The 17,390-nt window shown below is 70.0% G+C and carries 15 protein-coding genes; all 15 read left to right on the forward strand.

Annotation, left to right across the window (positions count from 1 at the left end):
* The first annotated feature begins 125 nt into the window (after nucleotides 1–125).
* The 15 genes from SAZ01S_RS03270 to guaD are packed head-to-tail and all read left to right on the forward strand — an operon-like array spanning nucleotide 126 to nucleotide 17,382.
* A complete protein-coding gene (locus SAZ01S_RS03270; RefSeq protein ID WP_084580015.1) occupies nucleotides 126–1,262 on the forward strand; it encodes a bile acid:sodium symporter in 1,137 nt (378 codons plus the stop codon).
* Nucleotides 1,259–2,596, forward strand: coding sequence for an AtzE family amidohydrolase (locus SAZ01S_RS03275; protein ID WP_084580017.1), 1,338 nt, complete (start codon nucleotides 1,259–1,261; stop codon nucleotides 2,594–2,596). The genes SAZ01S_RS03270 and SAZ01S_RS03275 overlap by 4 nt, the downstream gene beginning before the upstream one ends.
* On the forward strand, nucleotides 2,593–3,942 hold the full coding sequence (locus SAZ01S_RS03280) for an NCS2 family permease (RefSeq protein ID WP_084580019.1): 1,350 nt from the start codon (nucleotides 2,593–2,595) through the stop codon (nucleotides 3,940–3,942). Before SAZ01S_RS03275 ends, SAZ01S_RS03280 begins: the two co-directional genes overlap by 4 nt.
* The gene (locus SAZ01S_RS03285; protein WP_084580021.1) at nucleotides 3,939–5,522 is read left to right on the forward strand and encodes a gamma-glutamyltransferase family protein; all 1,584 of its coding nucleotides are present in this window, start codon (nucleotides 3,939–3,941) and stop codon (nucleotides 5,520–5,522) included. Before SAZ01S_RS03280 ends, SAZ01S_RS03285 begins: the two co-directional genes overlap by 4 nt.
* The gene (locus SAZ01S_RS03290; protein ID WP_084580023.1) at nucleotides 5,516–6,760 is read left to right on the forward strand and encodes an allantoate amidohydrolase; all 1,245 of its coding nucleotides are present in this window, start codon (nucleotides 5,516–5,518) and stop codon (nucleotides 6,758–6,760) included. The genes SAZ01S_RS03285 and SAZ01S_RS03290 overlap by 7 nt, the downstream gene beginning before the upstream one ends.
* 43 nt (nucleotides 6,761–6,803) lie before the next feature.
* The gene (locus SAZ01S_RS03295; protein ID WP_218018014.1) at nucleotides 6,804–7,985 is read left to right on the forward strand and encodes a pyridoxal-phosphate-dependent aminotransferase family protein; all 1,182 of its coding nucleotides are present in this window, start codon (nucleotides 6,804–6,806) and stop codon (nucleotides 7,983–7,985) included.
* Nucleotides 7,982–8,869 (forward strand): allantoinase PuuE, encoded by an 888-nt coding sequence (gene puuE / locus SAZ01S_RS03300; RefSeq protein WP_084580027.1) that lies wholly within the window; start codon nucleotides 7,982–7,984, stop codon nucleotides 8,867–8,869. Before SAZ01S_RS03295 ends, puuE begins: the two co-directional genes overlap by 4 nt.
* Nucleotides 8,866–9,246, forward strand: coding sequence for an oxalurate catabolism protein HpxZ (gene hpxZ / locus SAZ01S_RS03305; RefSeq protein WP_084580029.1), 381 nt, complete (start codon nucleotides 8,866–8,868; stop codon nucleotides 9,244–9,246). The genes puuE and hpxZ overlap by 4 nt, the downstream gene beginning before the upstream one ends.
* Entirely contained in the window at nucleotides 9,243–9,683 is a 441-nt protein-coding gene (gene uraD, locus SAZ01S_RS03310; protein WP_084580031.1) for a 2-oxo-4-hydroxy-4-carboxy-5-ureidoimidazoline decarboxylase, read from the forward strand. Before hpxZ ends, uraD begins: the two co-directional genes overlap by 4 nt.
* The gene (locus tag SAZ01S_RS03315) at nucleotides 9,680–11,122 is read left to right on the forward strand and encodes an FAD/NAD(P)-binding protein (protein WP_139809913.1); all 1,443 of its coding nucleotides are present in this window, start codon (nucleotides 9,680–9,682) and stop codon (nucleotides 11,120–11,122) included. Before uraD ends, SAZ01S_RS03315 begins: the two co-directional genes overlap by 4 nt.
* Nucleotides 11,119–11,448, forward strand: coding sequence for a hydroxyisourate hydrolase (gene uraH / locus SAZ01S_RS03320; protein WP_084580085.1), 330 nt, complete (start codon nucleotides 11,119–11,121; stop codon nucleotides 11,446–11,448). Before SAZ01S_RS03315 ends, uraH begins: the two co-directional genes overlap by 4 nt.
* Before the next feature lies 1 nt (nucleotide 11,449).
* Nucleotides 11,450–12,889, forward strand: a complete 1,440-nt coding sequence (xdhA, locus tag SAZ01S_RS03325; protein WP_084580033.1) for a xanthine dehydrogenase small subunit — start codon at nucleotides 11,450–11,452, stop codon at nucleotides 12,887–12,889.
* Nucleotides 12,876–15,185 (forward strand): xanthine dehydrogenase molybdopterin binding subunit, encoded by a 2,310-nt coding sequence (xdhB, locus tag SAZ01S_RS03330; RefSeq protein WP_084580035.1) that lies wholly within the window; start codon nucleotides 12,876–12,878, stop codon nucleotides 15,183–15,185. Before xdhA ends, xdhB begins: the two co-directional genes overlap by 14 nt.
* Nucleotides 15,182–16,093, forward strand: a complete 912-nt coding sequence (gene xdhC / locus SAZ01S_RS03335; RefSeq protein ID WP_084580037.1) for a xanthine dehydrogenase accessory protein XdhC — start codon at nucleotides 15,182–15,184, stop codon at nucleotides 16,091–16,093. The genes xdhB and xdhC overlap by 4 nt, the downstream gene beginning before the upstream one ends.
* Nucleotides 16,090–17,382, forward strand: a complete 1,293-nt coding sequence (gene guaD / locus SAZ01S_RS03340; protein WP_084580039.1) for a guanine deaminase — start codon at nucleotides 16,090–16,092, stop codon at nucleotides 17,380–17,382. Before xdhC ends, guaD begins: the two co-directional genes overlap by 4 nt.
* Nucleotides 17,383–17,390 lie beyond the last annotated feature (8 nt).

Below are 17,390 nucleotides of genomic sequence, written 5' to 3' on the forward strand. Positions count from 1 at the left end.
CGTTATCGCGGTGCGTTTTCGGCAAATACCCACAAGCACGATGAGGTGAGTGTTCTATTTTTTGCAACGATCCATCCAGCTCATTGCGTTGGATCGCGCGCCGCCGGTCGGGCATAGCCTCGCCAATGACGCGAGTGATGCACGTGCCGCTGCGGTTGGATCCATTTCTGTTGTACCTGATCGCCGTCGTGGCAGCGGCGTCGGTCGTTCCTGCGCAGGGAAGGGTGGCCGGCGCGGTCGGAATCCTTGCCGATCTTGCCATCGCGGTGTTGTTTTTTCTGCAGGGAGCAAAGCTTTCGCGAAGCGCGATCGTGCAGGGCGTCGGTAACTGGCGGCTGCACGGGCTGGTGCTCGGCTCCACCTATCTGCTGTTTCCGGCGCTGGGACTGGCGCTGCTCGCCGGGCTGCGTGGCGCCGGAAATCCGCTGATCGTGGCGGGGCTGCTGTATCTCACGCTGCTGCCATCGACGGTGCAGTCGTCGATCGCGTTCACCGCGATCGCCCGCGGCAATGTCGCGGCAGCGGTGTGCAGCGCATCCTTGTCCAACCTGATCGGCATCTTCCTGACGCCGCTGCTGGTGGGCCTGCTGCTGCGGACGGGCGGCGGTGCGGCTGTGTCTTCGTGGCAGGCGGTAGAATCGATTTTGCTGCAATTGCTGGCGCCCTTCCTGGCGGGGCACCTGCTTCGCCCGGTGATCGGCGGTTTCGTCGAGCGGCACCGGAAGCTCCTCCAGCCGGTCGATCGCGGCTCGATCCTGCTCGTGGTCTATTCCGCGTTCAGCGCCGCGGTGGTGAACGGCATCTGGCGGCGCGTCGGCGGGGTGGACCTGCTCGCAGTGGTGGTGCTCAGCGCGATCTTGCTGGGCGGGGTGATGGGGGCGAACCTGCTGGTCGCCCGGCTGGCCAGGCTGCCGCGCGAGGACGCGATCGTGCTGCTGTTCTGCGGATCTAAGAAGAGCCTGGTCTCCGGCGTGCCGATGGCGGGCGCGCTGTTCGCGCCGGCGCAGGTGGGGCTGATCGTGCTGCCGCTGATGATTTTCCACCAACTCCAGCTGTTCCTCTGTGCCGCGCTCGCCGGACGCTACCGCCAGCAGGCCGAGCAGCGGGACGCCGTGGCGGTCCCGCGCAGCGATGCGGAGATCGCCGAGGCGTCGGCAAGGACCGGACTGCCGATCCCCGAGGCGTGCCGGGCCGGCGTGACGGCGAACCTCGCCCTGCTCGAGCGTCACGCTGCGACGCTGCGCGGCACGACCGTCGCATGATGGGCGCGATCGACATCGCGCAGGCGGTTCGTGGCGGCCGCACCACCGCGTCCGCCATCCTCGAGCAGTGTCTTGCCAGACTGGCCGAGGCGGCGCCGCTGGTCGCGGTGACGCGGACCCTTGCCGAGCGCGCCCGTGCCGAAGCGCAGGCCGTGGATGCGGCGGCGGCGGCGGGGCGCGATCCCGGACCGCTCGCCGGTGTACCCTATGGCGTGAAGGACCTGTTCGACATCGCCGGCCTGCCGACGACCGCCGGATCCACGCTCTATGCCGACGCGCCGCCCGCCGCCGCCGATGCCGAAGCCGTCACGCGGCTGCGCGCGGCCGGTGCGGTGCTGGTGGCGACGCTCAATATGGACGAGTTCGCCTATGGCTTCGCGACGATCAACGCGCGCCACGGCACCACGCGCAACCCGCACGATCGCGAGCGGCTCGCGGGCGGATCGTCGGGCGGATCGGCGGCGGTGGTTTCGGCGGGGCTGCTGCCCTTTTCGCTGGGATCGGACACCAACGGATCGGTGCGGGTGCCGGCGAGCCTGACCGGCGTCTATGGCCTGAAGCCGACCCATGCCGACCTGCCGCTGGCGGGCGTGTTCCCGTTCGCCGAGAGCTTCGACGATGTCGGCCATTTCGCCCGCTCCGCCGCTGACATGGCGCAGATCTGGGCGGTGTTGCGCGGGGCGGAGACAGCGCCGCAGCCAGGCGAGGTCCGCGTGGCGCGGCTCGGCGGTCGGTTCGCGGAGAATGTCGATCCCGATCAGGTCGCGGCCATGGCGGCGATCGCACCCGATGCGCCGGTGGTGACGCTGCCGGACATCGCCCGCGCCCGATCGGCGGCGTTCCTGATCACCGCCTGCGAAGGCGGCGCGCTGCACCGCGCCGCGCTGGCCGAGCATGCGATGCTGTTCGATCCGGCGACGCGCGACCGGCTGATCGCTGGCGCACTGCTGCCGCGCGGGCTCTATGACGAAGCGCAGACCTTCCGTGCCACCTTCCGGGCGCAGGTCGCAGTGCTGATGGCCGATATCGACATCTTGCTGGCTCCGGCGACGCCCTGCACGGCGCCCGCGGTCGCCGATCCGCGGATCTGCATCGACGGCGCGATGGTGCCGGCGCGCGCGGACCTGGGCATCCATACCCAGCCGATCAGCTTTCTGGGGCTGCCCTCGCTGGCGGTGCCGCTGCTGCGCCCCGGCCGGCTGCCGCTGGGGCTGCAACTGATCGGCAAACCGGGTTCGGAGGCGACGCTGTTCGCCTATGCTGCGTGGCTGGAGCAACAGGGGGTGGTCGGGGTCTCCCCGCCGCCCGGGGGATTTGAGGGAAGCATGCAATGAGCGAGGCGAGGGCGGCGCAGGCCGGGGCACTCGAGAAATATTTCGCGCTGTCGGCGCGCGGCACCAGCGTGCGGACCGAGGTGCTGGCGGGGTTCACCACCTTCCTAACCATGGCGTACATCGTGCTGGTCAACCCGTCGATCCTCGGGCTGGCGGGCATGCCGGTGGCCTCTGTGGCGGCGGCGACGTGCTTTGCTGCGGCGTTCGCTTCGATCCTGATGGGGCTGGTGGCGAACACGCCGCTCGGGCTCGCGCCGGGGATGGGGCTCAACGCCTATTTCAGCTTCACCGTCGTTCAGCACATGGGCGTGCCGTGGCCGGTGGCGCTGGGCTGCGTGTTTATTTCGGGCGTCGCCTTTCTCGCACTGACGCTGACCGGCGTGCGGCAGCAGATCGTCGCGGTGATCCCGCAGCATCTGTTCGCTGCGGTGGCGGGCGGGATCGGGCTGTTCATCGGCTTTATCGGGCTGAAGAATGCCGGGATCATCGTCGCCGATCCCGCGACCTTCGTGGCGCTGGGCAACCTCAAGGCGCCGGGCGCGGCGCTGGCGCTGTTCGGGCTGGCGCTGATCGGCACGCTGAGCATCTGGAACGTGCGCGGGGCGATGCTGATCGGTATCGTCGCGACGACGATCATCGGCTGGGCGACGGGGCAGGTGGTGCTCAAGCCCGAGCCCTACAGCCTCTCGGCGCTGACCGGCACGGCGTTCAAGCTCGACCTGCCGGGCGTGTTCGGGCTCACCGGCAGCCATGGGCTGGGGCTGTTCGAGATCCTGTTCGTGTTCCTGTTCGTCGACCTGTTCGACAATATCGGCACGCTGGTGGCGGTGACCAAGCGCGCCGGACTGATCGACGCGGCGGGGCGGATCCCGGGGCTCAACCGCATCCTGATCGCCGATGCCACCGCGACGATGGTCGGCGCGACCGCCGGCACCAGCACGGTGACCAGCTATGTCGAGAGCGCGGCGGGGGTGCAGGCAGGCGGGCGCACCGGGCTTACCGCGGTGGTGACCGGCGTGTTGTTCCTGCTGACGATGTTCGTCGCGCCCTATGCGCAGATCGTGCCGCTTGCGGCGACGGCGCCGGCGCTGATCGTGGTCGGCGGGCTGATGCTGCTGCCGCTGCGCGAGGTGGAATGGGGGGATCCGCTGGCGGCGCTGCCGGCCTTCCTCACCGTCGCGATGATTCCGCTGACCTTTTCGATCGCCAATGGCCTCGCGTTCGGGATCACCGCGCATGCGCTGCTCAAGCTGCTGCGCGGCCGCGCGGTGAAGAGCGACTGGTTCCTGTTCGTGCTGGCCGGGCTGTTCGTGGTCCGCTTCGTCTGGCTGAGCGCAGGCGCATGAGCCTCGCCACCCGCCACGGCACGCGCGGCATGGTGACCGCGCCGCATTACCTCGCGTCCGAGGCCGGGCTCTCGGTGCTGCGCGACGGCGGCAACGCGGTGGAGGCGGCGGTCGCGGTCGCGGCGGCGCTGGCGGTGGTCTATCCGCACATGACCGGGATCGGCGGCGATGGCTTCTGGGTGATCCGCGAGCCCGATGGTCGGGTGCATTCGGTGCATGGCTGCGGCGGCGCGGCAGCCGCTGCGGATCTCGCGCGCTATGCTGGACTGTCGGCGGTGCCGACGCGCGGGCCGCTCGCGGCGAATACGGTGGCGGGTACGGTTTCGGCCTGGGCGGCGGCGCTGGCGGAGGCTGGCGGCACCTTGCCGCTCGACCGCCTGCTGCGCGATGCCGTCGCGTATGCCGAAGGCGGCGTGGCGGTGACGGCGGGAGGCGCGGCGATCGCATCCGCCAAGGGCGAGGAACTGCGCGCGCAACCCGGCGCCTATGCGGCGACCTTCGAGCCGCAGGGCCGGCCACTCCAGGCAGGCGACATCCTGACCCAGCCTAGGCTTGCGGCGACGCTGCGGCAGCTCGCGGCGGAGGGGCTCGACGGCTTCTATCGCGGTAGCCTTGCCGAGCGCATCGCGGCGGACCTTGCCGCGCTGGGCAGTCCGGTGTCACGCGCCGACCTCGCCGCGCACCAGGCGACCACGCCACCAGCGCTGTCGGTGCCCATCCGCGGCGCGCGGCTCTACAACAGCACGCCGCCAACGCAGGGCATCGCCTCGCTGCTGATCCTGGCGCTGTTCGATCGGCTGGAAGCGGCGGCGTGCGATGGATTCGACCATGTCCACGGCCTGGTCGAGGCGACCAAGCAGGCGTTTCTGTGGCGCGACCGGCATTGCGGCGATCCGGTGCATGGCGATGCCGATCCGCAGGCGCTGCTCGACGATGCCGGGGTGCTGGACGCGATGGCGGCGGCGATCGATCCTGCCCGTGCGCTGCCCTGGCCGCAGCCGCCGCAATGGGGCGACACCTGCTGGTTCGGCGCCGCCGACGCCACGGGCCGCGTGGTAAGCTGCATCCAGTCGACCTATTTCGAATTCGGATCGGGTCTGGTGCTGCCGGAAACGGGGATCACCTGGCAGAATCGCGGCAGTTCTTTCCGTCTCGCCGCATCTGGCTGGAACGCGCTGCGGCCGGGGCGCAAGCCGTTCCATACGCTCAACCCGGCGCTGGCCGCGTTCGATGACGGCCGGGTGATGGCCTATGGCACGATGGGCGGCGAGGGGCAGCCGCAGACCCAGGCGGCGCTGTTCACCCGCTATGCCCGCTACGGCGTCGATTTGCAGGACGCGATCCGCGCGCCGCGCTGGCTGCTCGGGCGCACCTGGGGCGAGCAGAGTACCACGCTCAAGCTGGAGGATGGCTTCGCGGACGACCTCTACCGCCAGCTTGCCGAGGCCGGGCACGAAGTCGAGCGGGTCGGCCCGCTGACCGCGATGATGGGCCATGCCGGCGCGATCGTGCGCCACGGCGATGGCCGGCTCGATGGGGCGACCGATCCGCGCAGCGACGGCGCGGTGGCGGCGTGGTGAGCGCGTCCCTCTCCGGCGGCGCGCGCGCGGTGGCGCGGTGCGATCTGCTGGGCAGCGCGCCCTATAGTGACATGCCGGGCGGGCTGTATCGCGGCTATCTGACCCCGGCCTATTGGGCGGCGTGCGAGCGGCTGGCCGCATGGATGGACGATGCGGGCATGCAGGTCCGCTGCGATCCCGCCGCAAACTGTATCGGCCGCTACGAAGGCACGATTGCGAACGCGCCCGCGCTGCTGATCGGCAGCCATATCGACAGCGTGCGCGACGGCGGCCGCTATGACGGGCCGCTGGGCATCCTGCTCGGGATCGAGTGCGTCGCGGCGCTGCACCGCGCCGGCAGGCGGCTGCCCTTCCCGATCGAAGTGATCGCGTTCGGCGACGAGGAGGGCTCGCGTTTCCCTGCCGCGATGCTGACCAGTCGCGCGGTTGCGGGCACCCTGGCTGCCGAGGCGCTGGACATGGCCGATGCGGAGGGCGTGGCGCTGGCCGCGCTGATCGATCCGGTGACCTATCTGGATGCGGCCCGAGCGCCGGGCACGACGCTCGCGTATCTCGAGGCGCATATCGAGCAGGGCCCGCTGCTGGAGGCCGAGGGGCTGGCCGTCGCGACCGTCACCGGCATCGCCGCGCAATTGCGCTTGCAGCTCACCGTCACCGGCATGGCGGGGCATGCGGGCACGACGACGATGCCGCTGCGCCGCGATGCGCTGGCGGGGGCTGCGGAGATGATCCTGGCGGTCGAGCGGATCGCGCGCGACGATGCCTCGGATCTGGTCGCCACGGTCGGACGGATCGAGGCGCTGCCGGGTGCCGCAAACGTGATCGCCGGCGCGGTGCGCTGCACGATCGACATTCGCTCCGGCGATATCGAGCGGCGCGATCGCGCGGCGGATGCGATCGTCGAGGCGATCGCCGCCATCGCCGAGGCGCGTGGCCTGCAGAGCGTGATCGAGCCGGTTCACGATCTGCCGGCGAGCCCGTGCGACCCCGCGCTGATGAACCTGATGGATGCCGCGCTCGCGGCGGCAGGCCAGTTGCCGCGCCGGATCGTCTCCGGTGCGGGGCACGACGCGATGGTGATGGCCGCCTTGTGCCCCACCGCGATGCTGTTCGTGCGGTGTAGGGGCGGGATCAGTCACAACCCGGCCGAGCATGTCGACCCTGCCGATGCGGAGATCGCGCTGCAGGGGATGCTCGGCTTCATCGATCGATTGGGAGCGACGTTTGAGCCAGCTTGACCCCCTGTTGTTCGGAGAGATCGATCCGCCGCAGCGGCTGCTGATGGGGCCGGGGCCGGTCAATGCCCATCCGCGCGTGCTGCGGGCGATGTCGGCCGATCTGCTCGGCCAGTTCGATCCCGAGATGACCGGCTACATGAACCAGGTGATGGCGCTGTATCGGCCGGTGTTCGGCACCGGGAACCGCTGGACGATGCTGATCGACGGCACCGCGCGCGCGGCGATCGAGGCATCGCTGGTCAGTCTGGTCGAGCCCGGCGACCGGGTGCTCGTGCTCAATTTCGGCCGGTTCGGGCTGCTGCTCACCGAGATCCTGACGCGCATCGGCGCGGTGATCGAGACGGTCGATGCGCCCTGGGGGGAAGTGGTGCCGCTCGACGCGGTTGCGGCGGCGATCGAGCGGAGCGGGCCGAAGCTCGTCGCCTGCGTCCACGGCGATACCTCGACGACGATGGCGCAGCCGCTCGATGGCCTCGGCGCGCTGTGCCGGGCGGCGGGGGCGCTCAGCTATGTCGACGCGACCGCGACACTGGGCGGGATGGAAATCGCGGCGGATCGCTGGGGCGTGGACGTGGTGACCGGGGGCCTGCAGAAATGCCTGGGCGGTCCCTCGGGCTCGGCGCCGATCACCATCTCGGACGCTGCCGCACGTCACATTTCCGCGCGCCGCCATGTCGAGCGGGGCATCCGCCGGGCGGATATCGCGGACGGCAGCGGCGCGCGCATCGCCTCCAACTATTTCGACCTGGCGATGATCATGGACTATTGGTCGGAGAAGCGCCTCAACCACCATACCGAGGCGACCTCGATGCTCTATGCCGCGCGGGAATGCGCGCGGGTGGCGCTGGGCGAGGGGCTGGCTGCGCGCTTCGCCCGCCATGCCGCCGCCGGTCGGGCGATGACCGCGGGCTTGCGCGCGATGGGCCTCACCGTGTTCGGCGACGACGCGCACCGCATGACCAACGTCACCGGCGTGTTCATCCCCGAAGGCGTCGATGGCGAGCGGGTGCGCGCCGCCATGCGCGACCATTTTGAGATCGAGATCGGCACCGCCTTCGGCCCGCTCCAGGGGCGGATCTGGCGGCTCGGCGCGATGGGCTACAATGCGATGAAGCACAAGGTGCTGCTCACCCTCGGCGCGCTGGAGGCGTGTCTGCGGATGGAGGGCGTCACGCTGCCCGCCGGCGCGGCGGTCGCGGCGGCGCTCGCGGCATGGGAGGCATGATGCCCGCGCGCGATCTGGTCGGCTATGGGCAGACCCCGCCGGACCCGCGCTGGCCGGGCGGCGCGCGCATCGCCGTGCAGTTCGTGATCAATTACGAGGAAGGCGCTGAGAACAGCGTGCTCAACGGCGATGCCGGCTCGGAGGCGTTCCTCTCCGAAATGGTCGGCGCGGCCAGCCATCCGGCGCGGGCGATGGCGATGGAGAGCCTGTACGAATATGGCAGCCGCGCCGGCTTCTGGCGGCTGCACCGGCTGTTCACCGCGCGCGGTCTGCCCGTCACCGTGTTCGGGGTGGCCCAGGCGCTGGAGAGCAACCCGCAGGCAGTCGCGGCGATGCAGGCGGCCGCGTGGGAGATCGCCAGCCACGGGCTGCGCTGGATCGACTATCAGACCGTCCCCGAGGACGTGGAGCGCGCGCACATCGCTGAGGCGATCGCGCTGCACACCCGCGTGACCGGCAGCCGTCCGCTTGGCTGGTATCAGGGGCGCACCTCGCCCAACACCGCCCGGCTGGTCGCCGAGGAAGGCGGCTTTCTCTACGATGCCGACAGCTATGCCGACGACCTGCCCTATTGGGACCGACGGAATGGCGGCGCCCAGCTGATCGTGCCCTACAGCCTGGATGCGAACGACATGAAGATGGTCGCGCTCAACGGCTTCACCGAGGGCGAACAGTTCTTCCGCTATCTGCGCGACACGTTCGACCAGCTGCGCCAAGAAGGCGGGCGGATGATGTCGGTGGGGCTGCACGGCCGCGTCGCCGGCCGCCCGGCGCGTGCTGCGGCGCTCGCCCGCTTCCTCGATCACGTCTTGGCCAGCGGCGGTGCCTGGGTGGCGCGCCGCATCGATATCGCGCGACACTGGAGGGAGGTACACCCGGCATGAAGATCAACGATCCGGTTCTGCTGCAGGAAGTCACCGCAGCCTTCCACGCATATGAGCGCGCGCTGATGGCCGACGACGTGGCGGCGATGGACTCGCTGTTCCACGATGCGCCGACCACCAACCGCTACGGCGTCGGCGAAGTGCTGTACGGCATCGAGGCGATCCGCGAATTCCGCAAGGGGCGCGGCGGATCGCCGCAGCGGCGGCTCGGGACCGTCTCGATCACCGTCTATGGCGACTCCTTCGCCACCGCCGATGCCGAATTCTTCCGCGAGAACAGCGACCGGCGCGGCCGCCAGACGCAGAGCTGGGTCAAGTTCACCGATGGCTGGAAGGTCGTCTCTGCGCATGTCAGCCTGGAGGGGGCGACGCATTGACCGCACTGTTCGAACATAGCCCCTGGGTGGAGGCGCGGGCTGACGCGGCGCCGTCCTCGGGCGATCGCCATGCCGATCTGATGGCGGTGGTCCATGCCGCGAGCGCCGAGGAGCAGCTCGCGCTGATCCGCGCGCATCCGGAGCTGGCGGGCAAGGCGGCGATCGATCGCACGCTGACCGAGACCTCTGCCGCCGAACAGGCCTCGGCCGGGCTCGACCGGCTGACCCCGGCGGAGTTCGCGCGGTTTCACGAACTCAACGCGGCCTATCGCACGCGCTTCGGGTTCCCCTTCATCATCTGCGTCCGCCTGACCGACAAGGCGGGCATCCTCGCCGCGATGGAGCACCGGCTCACCCGCGATTCCGAAACCGAGCGGGCAGAAGCGATCGCGCAGATCGGCGAGATCGTGCGCCTGCGCCTGGGAGATGCAGCATGAACGCCATCGAAGACGCGATCGGCCTGCCCCGGCTGGAGGCGGAGCTTGCCCGGCAATTGGTGCTGATCGGCCGCGAGGGACCTGACTGGACGCAGCCCCGCCAGCATCCTGAGGGCCATGTCTATGACGTGGTGATCGTCGGCGGCGGGCAGAGCGGGCTTGCCGCGGCCTATGGCCTGAAGCGCGAGCGCATTGCGAACCTGCTGATCCTCGACGAGAATCCGGAGGGTTTCGAAGGACCCTGGGAAACCTATGCGCGGATGCTCACGCTGCGCACGCCGAAGGGGTTGAACCCGATCGATTACGGCGTGCCGGCGCTGAGCTTCCGCGCCTGGTGGGAGGCGCAGCATGGTGCAGCGGGCTGGGCGGCGCTCGACAAGATCGCGCGCGGCGACTGGATGGCCTATCTGCGTTGGTATCGCCGGGTGCTGGCGCTGCCGGTGCGCAACGAGACGCGGGCAACGCTGATCGAGCCGATCGGCGAGGGGCTGCACCGGCTGCATCTGGAGGGGCAGGCGCCGCTGCTGGCGCGCAAGGTGGTGCTCGCTACCGGCATCCAGGGAGGCGGCGAATGGCATGTGCCGGCGATGATCCGCGAGGCGCTGCCGCGCCATCTCTATGCCCATACCAGCGAGCCGATCGACTTCGCCGCGCTGGCAGGCAAGCGCATCGGCATCCTCGGCGGTGGCGCCTCGGCGTTCGACAATGCGCATGCGGCGCTTGGGCAAGGCGCGGGCGCGGTCGAGGTGTTCCTGCGCCGCAAGGTGCTGCCGCGGATCAACCCGATCCGCTTCATGGAGCGCGTGGGTTTCACCGGGCGGTTTCCGGCGCTGGGCGATGCCGAGAAATATGCGGTGATGGCCACCTTCCTCGGCCACAACCAGCCGCCGACCAACGACACCTTCGCGCGCGCCGCCGCCTGGCCGGGCTTTGCGCTGCACCTTGGAGCGCCCTGGCTGTCGGTCGCGCAGCGCGGCGAGGGGGTGCAGGTGGTGACGCCGCAGGGCGAGCATGATTTCGACTTCGTCGTGCTGTCGACCGGACTGGTCAGCGATCCCGCGCTGCGCCCCGAACTGGCGCTGGTGGCGGATGGCATTGCGCGCTGGGCCGATCGGTTTGCGGCGCCTGCCGAGGCGCGCAATGCGCTGATCGATGCGCATCCCTATCTGGGGGAGGGCTTCGAACTACTGCCGCGCACACCTGAGGATGCGGCCAAGCTGCACGGCCTATTCGCGTTCAACTATTCGGCGCTGATCAGCCTGGGCCTTTCGGCCTCGGCACTTTCGGGGCTGGCGACGGCACTGCCGCGGCTGGTGAAGGGCGTGGCAGACCAGTTGTTCCTCGACGATCGCGACGCGCTGCTGGGCGCGCTGATCGCCTATGACGAGCCCGAATTTCTCGGCGAATGGCCCCGCCAGACCGCGGAGGCGGCGGCATGACCAGCCTTTCGACCCATGTTCTCGATACCGCCCATGGCCGACCGGCGGCGGGCGTTGCGCTGCAACTCGCCGATGCCGCCGGCACGCTGCTGTTCGAAGGCGCGACCGATGCAGACGGGCGTTGCCCCGGCCTGCCGGGTGCCGCACCGGGGCGCTATCGGCTGTCGTTCGCCATCGCCGACTATTTTCGCGCGCACGGCGTCACGCTCGCCGATCCGCCGTTTCTCGACGTGGTGACGATCGAGTTCGGCGTCGCCGACGATGGCCATTATCACGTGCCGCTGCTCGTCGCGCCCTATGGCTATTCGACCTATCGGGGCAGTTGAGATGATGGTGCGTTTCCTTCTCGACGGCGAAGTGGTGGCGCTGGACGCGGTATTGCCCACCGCGACCTTGCTCGATCATCTGCGCTATCGCCTGCGGCGGACCGGCACCAAGGAAGGTTGTTCAGAGGGCGATTGCGGCGCCTGCACGGTGCTGGTCGGCACGCTTGACGCCGAGGGTAGCGCGATTACGTGGCGGGCGGTGAATGCCTGCATCCTGTTCCTGCCGATGCTCGACGGCAAGGCGCTGCTCACCGTGGAGAGTCTGGGCGCGGCGGGCGCGCTCAATCCCTTGCAGGCCTGCATGGCAGCAAATGGCAGCTCGCAATGCGGCTTCTGCACGCCGGGATTCGTGATGTCGCTCTATGGCCGCTGCATCGGTGCGAAGGGCGCCGAGCTGCCGGTGACCGATGTGATCGCGGGCAATCTGTGTCGCTGCACCGGCTATGGCCCGATCCTGGCGGCGGCGCAGACGGTGGAGCGGCTGCCGCGCGACGATGCTGCCATGGTGGCGACGCTGCGCGATCTGGCGCGTTCGGAGACGCTCTCGGGCGAAAGCGCGGGCCAGCGCTGGTTCGTGCCGCGCACCGCCGCGGCGCTTGCCGATTTGCTCGCCGCATGGCCCGAGGCGCGGATCGTCGCGGGGGCGACGGATGTCGGTTTGTGGGTTACCAAGGGCCTGCGCGACCTCGAGACCCTGATCTTTATCGGCGACATTCCCGAACTGCAGCATATCGACGAAAGCCGCGAGGGTCTGACCCTGGGTGCCGGCGTGCGCTATGCCGATGCCCATGCGGCCTTTGCGCGGCTGCATCCCGATCTGGGCGAACTGGTGCGGCGGATCGGCGGGCTGCAGGTGCGCAACGCGGCGACGATCGGCGGCAACATCGCCAATGGCTCGCCGATCGGGGACGGGCCGCCGGCGCTGATCGCGCTGGGTGCGACGCTGACGCTACGCAGCGCGGGCGGCAAACGCACGATGCCGCTGGAGGACTATTTCCTCGACTATGGCAGGCAGGACCGCCGCGCGGGCGAGTTCATCGAGGCGATCCATGTGCCCCGGCCGGGAGCGAACGACCTGATCCACATCTCCAAGCTTTCGCGCCGCTTCGACAGCGATATTTCGGCAGTGTGCGGCGCGTTCGCGCTGCGGGTGGAGCAGGGGGTGGTTGCCAGCGCCCGGATTGCGTTCGGCGGCATGGCGGCGACGCCGCGCCGCGCCTCCGCGTGCGAGGCGGCGCTGACCGGCCAGCCCTTCACCCTGGCGACGATCGAGCGCGCCGCAGCGGCGCTGCGCGCGGATTTCACCCCGGTGAGCGACGTGCGCGGCTCCGCCGCCTATCGGCTGGACGCGGCGGCGAACCTGTTGCTGCGGCTCTGGGCGAAGGCGCAGGGCGAGGCCGTCTCCGTTCTGGAACTGGAGGACGCGCTTGGCGGAGCATGACGCCCCCCGCACGACGCGCGCCAGGCCGTCGCACCCGCACGACAGCGCGCATCTCCACGTCGCCGGCACCGCCCGCTATGCCGATGACGAGCCGGAACCCGCCGATATGCTCCACCTCGCCTTCGGCCAGAGCAGCGAAGCGCATGCCCGGATCGTGGCGATGGACCTCAGCGAGGTGCGTGCCGCCCCGGGCGTGGTTGCGGTGTTTACCGCCGCCGACATCCCCGGCGCCAACGATGTGAGCCCGGTGGCGGGCGACGACCGGCTGCTCGCCGAGGACGCGGTGATCAGCATCGGCCAGCCGGTCTTCCTCGTCGCCGCGACCAGCCAGCGCGCGGCGCGCAAGGCGGCGCGGCTCGGGCGGATCGACTATGCGCCGCTGCCGGCGCACGTTACGATCGACGAAGCGCGCGCGGCGGGGTCGCTGATCGAGCCGACCCAGCGCATGGCGCGGGGCGATGCCGAAGCCGCGCTGGCGACCGCGCCGCACCGGCTGGTCGGCGGGTTCGCAATGGGCGGCCAGGATCATTTCTACCTGGAAGGGCAGGTGGCGGTCGCGACGCCCGGCGAGGACGGGCAGGTCCATGTCCTCAGCTCCACCCAGCATCCGAGCGAAGTCCAGCATCTGGTAGCGCATCTGCTCCACCGTTCGTCGGCGGACGTGACGGTGGAGGTGCGGCGTATGGGCGGCGCGTTTGGCGGCAAGGAGACCCAGGCGGCGCTGTTCGCGGCGGCGGCGGCGCTGGCGGCGGACAAGACCGGGCGGCCGGCCAAGTTCCGCTGCGACCGCGACGACGACATGGTGATGACCGGCAAGCGCCACGAGTTCCGCGTCGACTATCGCGTCGGCTTCGATGCGGAGGGCCGCATCCTTGCGCTGCGGCTCGCGCTGGCCTCGCGCTGCGGCGCCACGGTCGACCTGTCGCCGGCGATTAACGACCGGGCGATGTTCCATGCCGACAATTGCTACTTCCTGCCCAATGTCGAGATCGTCTCGGAGCGGTTGAAGACCAACACCGTCTCTGCCACTGCGTTTCGCGGCTTTGGCGGCCCGCAGGGGATGCTCGCGATCGAGCGGGTGCTGGACGATGTCGCGGCGCATCTGGGGAGCGATCCGCTCGCGGTGCGGATCGCCAATCTCTACGGCCCGGCACGCGATACGACGCCGTACGGCATGACGGTGGCCGACAATATCGCGCCGGAACTGATCGATCGCTTGCGTACCACCGCCCGCTACGGTGCGCGCCGGGCGGAGATCGCCGCGTTCAACGCGCGCAATTCGGTGCTCAAGAAGGGGATCGCGCTGACGCCGGTCAAATTCGGCATCAGCTTCACCACCACCCACCTCAACCAGGCGGGGGCGCTGGTGCATGTCTATGCCGATGGCAGCATCCAGATCAACCATGGCGGCACCGAGATGGGGCAGGGCCTGTACATCAAGGTCGCCCAGATCGTGGCCGACGTGTTCGGTGTGCCCGTGGCCCGCGTGCGGATCACCGCGACGCGCACCGACAAGGTGCCCAACACCTCGGCGACGGCGGCGTCTTCGGGCGCCGATCTCAACGGTATGGCGGCCTACAATGCGGCGAGGACGATCCGCGACCGGATCACGGCCTTCGCCGCGCGGACGTTCGGCTGCGATGCGGACGCCGTGCGTTTTGCTGACGGGCTGGTGCGGGTAGGCGGCACCGAGATGCCGTTCGGCGACCTGTGCCGCAAGGCGCATATCGGCCGCATCTCGCTGTCCGCCACCGGCTATTATGCCACCCCCGACATCGCCTATGACCGCGTCGCGCATAGGGGGCGGCCCTTCTACTATTTCGCCTATGGCGCCTCGGTGTCAGAAGTGGTGATCGACACGCTGACCGGCGAGCACCGCGTGCTGGCGGTCGACATCCTCCACGATGTCGGGCGCTCGCTCAATCCGGCGATCGATCTCGGCCAGATCGAGGGCGGGTTCCTCCAGGGACAGGGCTGGCTGACCACCGAGGAACTGGTGTTCGACGCGCGCGGCCGGCTGCTGACCCACTCGCCGGCGACCTACAAGATCCCGACCGCCTCCGATCGGCCGCGGCATCTGTCGATCGCGCTGTGGGACGGGGAGAATGTCGAGCCGACCATCCATCGGTCCAAGGCGGTGGGGGAGCCGCCCTTCATGCTCGCCATTTCGGTCTTCTCCGCGCTCAACCAAGCAATTGCTGCCGTGGCACCGGAGGTTCGCGGCCTGCCGTTGCTCGATGCGCCGGCGACGCCCGAACGCATCCTCCGCGCCGTGGCCGCGCAGCGCGCCGCATGACGGACTGGCTGGCAGGGCTGTCGGAGGCCGAGTCGCCGCGGGCGATGATCACCGTGCTGGCGACCGAAGGGTCGGCACCGCGCGGCAGCGGCACGCGGATGCTGGTGACGGCGACGGGTAGCAGCGGCACGATCGGCGGCGGGCAGCTCGAATATCGCGCGGTCGAGCAGGCGCGGGCGCTGCTCGGGCATCCACCGGGAAGCTGGCGGGTGCAGGATTATCCGCTCGGGCCGCTGCTTGGCCAATGCTGCGGCGGCCGGGTGCGGCTGCTGGTCGAGCATGTCGATCCCGAAGCGCTCGGCTGGCTGGGCGAGGCGGCCGAGGGGCGGCGGCTCGTCTCGACGCTCACCGTCCCGCGCGTCGAGCGGCGCGTGTGCGACGATGCGGTGCCGGTGTCGGTGGGCGCGCGGGGCGAGCGGCCGGGCGTGGGGGCACAGTTTGTCGAGACGATCGGGCAGGCGCGGCGCGTCGTCTATCTGTTTGGTGCCGGGCATGTCGGCCAGGCGATCGCGCGCCATGCCGGCGCGCTGCCGCTGCGGCTCGCCTGGTTCGACACGCGTGCGGACTATGCCGAGGCCGGCGCGGTGATCGTCGAGGCGGACTCGATCGAGCGCTGCGTCGAGGATGCGCCGGCCGAGGCGGCGATGCTGATCCTCACCCACGATCATGCGCTCGATTACCGGCTCACCCGGGCGGCGCTGGCGCGCTCGCCGCTCGCCTTTGTCGGGCTGATCGGCTCGGCGACCAAGCGCGCGCGCTTCCTCCACCGGCTGGAGGGCGACGGCATCGATGCGGATGCCCGCGCGCGCCTGACCTGCCCGATCGGCGTGCCCGGCATCTTGGGCAAGGAACCCGAGGTCATCGCGATCGCGGCGCTGGCGCAACTGCTGCAATTGGGGACGCCATGACCCGTCGAGCCTTTCGCGGTGAGATCCTCTCGGTCGCGCACGATCCGCGCGACCATCCGCACGCGGTGCGCCACGAGGCCGATGGGCTGCTCGTCGTCGAGGATGGCATCGTCGTCGCGCGCGGGGCTTATGCCGAGCTTGCCGGTGCGCATGCCGATGTGCCGACCGAGAGGCTGGACGGCATCCTCGTGCCCGGCTTCATCGACGCGCATGTCCATTATCCGCAGATGGACCGGATAGCCTCGCACGGCGCGCAGTTGCTCGACTGGCTCGATCGCCACATCTTCCCCGCGGAAAAGGCCTTTGCCGATCGGGCGCATGCCGATGCGGTGGCGGCGGCGTTCCTGGGTGAGTTGCTGCGCAACGGCACGACCAGCGCGCTGGTGTTCGCGACCGTGCACGAACATTCGGTGGACGCACTGTTCGAGGCAGCGCTGGCGCGGCGGATGCGGATCGTCTCGGGCAAGGTGCTGATGGACCTCGGGCCGGAGGGGCTGGCCGACACGCCCGACAGCGCACGCGCCGAAAGCGAGGCGCTGATCCGGCGGTGGCGGGGTCGGGGGCGGCTCGGCTATGCGGTGACGCCGCGCTTTGCCTTGACCTCCTCGGATACGCAGCTGCACGCGGCGGGTGCGCTGCTGACGGAGCATCCCGAGGTGCTGCTGCACACCCATCTTGCCGAGAACGTCCATGAATGCGCGGCGGTAGCGGCGCGGTTCCCTGAGGCGCGCGACTATCTCGACGCCTATGACCGGTTCGGGCTGGTCGGCGCGCGTTCGGTGTTCGCGCACGGCGTGCATCTGCCCGATCGCGCCTGCGCCCGGCTCGCGGAAAGCGGGGCGGGGATCGCGGTGTGCCCCAGCTCCAACCTGTTCCTCGGCTCCGGCTTTTTCGATTTCGGCCAGGCCGATGCGCATGGGCTTCGGCTGGGGCTGGGCAGCGATGTCGGCGCGGGGACGAGCTTTTCGATGCTCCGCACCGCCGGCCATGCCTATGAGGCGGCGCTTTCCCGTGAAGCCGCGCTCGATCCGTTCCGCGCCTTGTATCTCGCCACTGCCGGATCGGCGGCGCTGCTGCATATCGACGATCGCGTGGGCGCGCTCGAGCCTGGGCAGGAGGCGGATTTCGTCCAGCTCGATCCCGCTGCGACGCCGCTGTTGGCGCGCCGCACCGCCGGCGCCACGCTCGCCGAGCGGCTGTTCGCGCTCCAGATCCTGGGCGACGACCGCGCGATCCGGCGAACCTATATTCTGGGGGAATGTGCATGGGAAAGGGGGACGCGCGCGTGAGGCAAGGA

The organism is Sphingomonas azotifigens NBRC 15497 (assembly GCF_002091475.1).
Lineage (GTDB): Bacteria > Pseudomonadota > Alphaproteobacteria > Sphingomonadales > Sphingomonadaceae > Sphingomonas > Sphingomonas azotifigens.